The sequence below is a fragment of the Pseudomonas sp. Y24-6 genome (assembly GCF_020295325.1).
GTDB classification, from domain to species: domain Bacteria; phylum Pseudomonadota; class Gammaproteobacteria; order Pseudomonadales; family Pseudomonadaceae; genus Aquipseudomonas; species Aquipseudomonas gregormendelii.
In genome coordinates this window covers 1-3,260 of sequence record NZ_JACBXG010000032.1, presented here as the reverse complement: position 1 = coordinate 3,260, position 3,260 = coordinate 1, and the positions used below count along the sequence as shown (strand labels likewise).

Sequence of the window (3,260 nt, the reverse complement as noted above, 5' to 3'; positions counted from 1 at the left end):
CCATGGGCGTACTCGTCCTTGCCGCTATAGCGGCTGACTTTGAGTTGGTTAACGAAATTTGTGGGAGGGCGCCGGAAATTAAGGTTTTCGCGGCGAGGTTACGATTTTCTCTGGTGGAGTACAGATGTACTCCTGTCGGAATCAGGCTGACTTTTCGGCTTGCGGGTGAGTTGCGTTCCAGAGCTCAAAGGCTTCCTGAGTAGTGGTTGCCGTGATCTTCTCGTCGCAGGTGTAGCAATGAGCAATGCCGACAGCCGCACCAACATCGCGATGACCTTGGTTGCACGGGTTCATATGCCAGTCGTCATCCTGTTCAGGTTCAGCAACCTCAATCACCAAATTCTTACCGCAGCAGTGGCAGAAGTTCATGCCGTTCTCAGCTGGGCCGTCATCGTGAAATGACCAGATCGAGCCGCAGCCGCTGTTCCAGATTCCACTGTCTTCGTCTTGGCTCCACTCACAATCTCCGCCTGCCAAGTCATCAATCCGCTGATCCGCTGCGTTCAGGCGCAAATGCAGGGCTTGTTCGCGGCGTTCGGCGGCGAGGCAGCGTTCAGCAGCATCGAGGAAGCACCGGGTGGCGGCGTCGAAGTCGCCGGCATAAACGTACTCGCCGGCGGCACCTTTGAATCGGTAGCGCTTTACTTCGTCAGGCTGTTCGGTAATTCGGTTTTCTGTGGGCATGGGGCGTCCTATGCCGGGTCATGCCCGGGCGGTGGAGTTGGGGAGTCATCCAGTAAAAAGGCTGAGCTGCTGTTCCTGTAGGTGCTGCTCCTGCTGCATCAGCTGGCTCTTGGCTTGAGCGTGCGCAATACGAGCATGTGCAATTGCCATATAGGAGAAGTCCTGCTCGATCCCGACGAAATCAAAGCCCTCGAGCACAGCAGCTTTACCGGTGCTCCCCGAGCCCATGAATGGATCGAGCGCTTTTCCGCCTGGAGGGGTGACAAGTCGCAGCAGGTACGCCATCAACTCGGTGGGCTTGACCGTTGGGTGGTTGTTGCCTTTGGTGTCCGTGACTTCGACCTTTCGCAGGGTTGTGCCCTGTTTGAACTGCGGCCCAGGGTTAATCAGGCCTTCATGGCGATCGGCTCGACTGGTCTTTGCGCAGTAATAGAAGCGTGCAGCGCTGCCGGTGTCGCCGTGAAACGCACCCTGCACCCGGGAGTACTCACCATACGTGTGCTTGTCGGGCGAGCTCATCTCCGTACCTTTTACAGGCGCCGCTGCCCCTGCCTGGGATGGGAACATGGCCACCACTGCATCGCTGCCGTCATGGATAAGGTTCGCTGGCCAGCGACCAGGCTTTCTAACTCCAGTGAATTGGGCGTCCTGTTTGTAAGTGCCCGTGGCATTTACCACGCGGCCTGGCGCCATGCGCTTCTGGGAGTACTCGCCGCCTTGTGCGTCGCCTGCGTGAATCCGACAAGCATCAATGTTAATTGCGCCGGTGCCGTGCTCCTCAACGTTTGCGGCTACGGTTCCGGGGAATGGCTTGCGCGCCATGCAGATTGGCTCATGCGCTGGTTTCAGCGCCGTGCCCCAGCCAGCGAGATCGCCTTTCAGGTTGTGCGACTTCGGAAAGCCCGAGCCGAACACCCACATAATCTGGTCGCGGATCTCGAATCCAGCCATCTCAATACCCACCGCCATGTGGTGATAGGTTCGAGCAGCGGCGAACGACAGCAGATGCCCGCCTGGCTTGAGTACTCGCAGCGCTTCGGTCGCCCATTCGAGAGTGAAGGCCTGAAAGGCCCGCATACCCGCTGGCGTTAGGTCGTATTTCCCCGCCTCAGCCGCGATCGAGCGGTGACCTCCGTTCGGCCCACAGGCGCCAGCGTGTGACGGCATGCTGGCGCGGTAAGCGGCCCGGTCTTCGATGTCCTGTCCATCCCAGCTTTTGCCCATGAAGCGAATGCCGTATGGCGGGTCAGTGACCACGCTATCAATCGAGTTCGCAGGTAATCCGCGCAGCACCTCCAGGCAATCGCCCAGGTGTAGTTCATAGTCCATGGTCGAATTCCATTCAGGCGCCGCCCTCCGTGACCGGTGGTGGCAATTTGGTTTTGGTTGGGGTATTACGGATAGCCCGGCATGGAGCCGGATCAAGGAGATGAAGCCGTGGCCGATCTGAAGGTAATCGAACAAAGCAACGCACTGCTTGCGGTACTGAGTGCAGCATCAGCGAAACTCAAGGACTTCTATGCAGAGCATGACAAAGCGGACGAGAATTTCCGCGAGAAGGCGATAGAGCTCGAACGCGCTATGTGGTCAGCACATTCAAAGTGGTTGAGGTTTGCAGAGCTGAATTTTTTTGATAAGGGTCAATAATCTCATCCCCCGGATCCTGCTGAATCATCTGCAGGCTCTTCCGGTGAAAAGCCAGCGACACGTTTTGGGATACCTCAATAATNCAGAGCTGAATTTTTTTGATAAGGGTCAATAATCTCATCCCCCGGATCCTGCTGAATCATCTGCAGGCTCTTCCGGTGAAAAGCCAGCGACACGTTTTGGGATACCTCAATAATGTGTCGCGGCGGATCAAGCATCGGCAGGCACTTTTGAGGCCCTAACTCATGTAGGCGGTGAATCATCAGCGTTATGGCCTAGCCCTGTTCCTCGATGCCGCTCCATTCCATCAGCTCAGCGAGTGCTTGGCGTGTTCCGGCCATGCAATGCAGCCTGATTTCTTCCTCGCCGCGAGTCTTTCGCCTCGCCGCAGTCTTTGCCGATCGATCTTTCTGCGCGGCTGCCATGGCTTACCTCTTCTATTCCGCTGGCTGGAATCGCCATCCAGGCCTGTCGTTTGCGTTGCTGGACTCGGTGCTTCATCGAAAGGCGGGCTTCATCTTCGGATAGTCGATGCTGTAGTCGTTGATCAGCCTGAGGAGCAGGGTTGTGCTGATGCTCAATGCCTTCGCGCACTGGCTCCGGTTGATGCCCTTCGCCATGCAGTCCTTCACTCGAATGACGAGCAAGGCCTCTGACTCAGCTGTTGCCTTATTCGGCGCGAACGCTTTCTTCGGCCCGACCTTGAATTCGATGCTGTTGCGCCGGCCGATCCCGCGCAGCACACCGAGCGATATCCCTTCCTTCTCGCAGATCTCGCAGCGATTTAAGGTCTTGGCCAGTTCGCGAATGCGCACTACCTGCGCGCCGGAGTCGGCCTTTGCTGGTTCGCTCTGGAAGTTCGGCGTCTTGCTTCGATTGTAATTGGGTGGGCGGTGGATGATTCCGCAACTGGGAAGCTCCTCAATAGT

At 57.2% G+C, this 3,260-nt stretch carries 4 protein-coding genes and 1 pseudogene; 1 reads left to right on the top strand and 4 read right to left on the bottom strand.

Annotated features, from left to right (window positions below; all coding sequences use genetic code 11):
* Nucleotides 1–141 precede the first annotated feature (141 nt).
* Nucleotides 142–684, bottom strand: a complete 543-nt coding sequence (locus HYI44_RS29040; RefSeq protein ID WP_225571195.1) for a hypothetical protein — start codon at nucleotides 682–684, stop codon at nucleotides 142–144.
* A gap of 45 nt (nucleotides 685–729) precedes the next feature.
* On the bottom strand, nucleotides 730–2,013 hold the full coding sequence (locus HYI44_RS29035) for a DNA-methyltransferase (protein WP_225571194.1): 1,284 nt from the start codon (nucleotides 2,011–2,013) through the stop codon (nucleotides 730–732).
* A gap of 81 nt (nucleotides 2,014–2,094) precedes the next feature.
* Here HYI44_RS29035 and HYI44_RS29030 point away from each other — a divergent pair, with 81 nt between their 5' ends.
* Nucleotides 2,095–2,331, top strand: a complete 237-nt coding sequence (locus tag HYI44_RS29030) for a hypothetical protein (protein ID WP_225571193.1) — start codon at nucleotides 2,095–2,097, stop codon at nucleotides 2,329–2,331.
* A 74-nt stretch (nucleotides 2,332–2,405) separates the two neighbouring features.
* On the opposite strand, the pseudogene HYI44_RS29025 reads toward HYI44_RS29030, so the two are convergent.
* Both HYI44_RS29025 and HYI44_RS29020 read right to left on the bottom strand, forming a co-directional pair.
* A pseudogene (locus HYI44_RS29025) lies at nucleotides 2,406–2,756 on the bottom strand (hypothetical protein).
* A gap of 72 nt (nucleotides 2,757–2,828) precedes the next feature.
* A partial coding sequence (locus HYI44_RS29020) for a hypothetical protein (protein ID WP_225571192.1) occupies nucleotides 2,829–3,260 on the bottom strand: 432 nt, incomplete at its 5' end.

Coding starts and splice junctions, on each gene's coding strand:
- HYI44_RS29040 (WP_225571195.1), bottom strand. CDS start 684: ATGCCCACAGAAAACCGAATTACCGAACAGCCTGACGAAGTAAAGCGC.
- HYI44_RS29035 (WP_225571194.1), bottom strand. CDS start 2,013: ATGGACTATGAACTACACCTGGGCGATTGCCTGGAGGTGCTGCGCGGA.
- HYI44_RS29030 (WP_225571193.1), top strand. CDS start 2,095: ATGGAGCCGGATCAAGGAGATGAAGCCGTGGCCGATCTGAAGGTAATC.